Source organism: Massilia sp. DWR3-1-1 (assembly GCF_049898325.1).
In the GTDB taxonomy this organism is placed as follows: Bacteria; Pseudomonadota; Gammaproteobacteria; order Burkholderiales; family Burkholderiaceae_D; genus JAFCUW01.
Map to the genome: position 1 here is coordinate 1 of NZ_JAFCXL010000090.1, position 533 is coordinate 533.

The 533-nt window shown below is 61.4% G+C and carries 1 protein-coding gene; it reads right to left on the bottom strand.

Annotated elements, in window-relative coordinates; genetic code table 11:
* On the bottom strand, positions 1-530 hold a 530-nt coding region (locus ACP7EY_RS24060; protein ID WP_426197766.1), incomplete at its 3' end, for a putative inorganic carbon transporter subunit DabA.
* Positions 531-533 lie beyond the last annotated feature (3 nt).

The following is a 533-nucleotide window of genomic DNA, read 5'->3' on the forward strand; positions in this document are numbered from 1 at the left end:
AAACGCGGTAAGCCCATCAACAAGCCGATCCCATGGTCGTGTTGAAGGGTGTCTCGCCAAAAGCCGTACAAACCCTGGGTGCGCTCTGGCTGCCAGATGGCTTGATGCTCATCGAAGTAAGCGGCACAGGTTTGGCTCACTTGGTGCGTGATGGCGTCTCGCCAGGATAGCCGCGCATGGCGTTTGGGATCGTTGTCGAGCACATCAATGAGTAATGGCAATTGCGCTGGTGGGGCGCTCGTTTGGAGCGCATCGGCGCACTGCTCAGGCCTGAGGCCTGTCGCGTGCGCCTCGGGCAGCTGTCGCAGGGCGAGCGCCAGATCGGTAGCGCAAATTCGCCCTTTGCGCCACGCCCGCAGTTGCTGCTCTCGTGGTGGAAATACCTGGATGCCCCCGAGCACGGCCATTCGTGCAGCCACCCGGCGCACTGGCATGCTAATACGTGACCAATGTGGATTGACAGCAATGGCTCTATCCAACGGCCATGCGGGTGCAATTGCGTGGCAGGCCTGGCTGCACGCGTGCTCGATCGC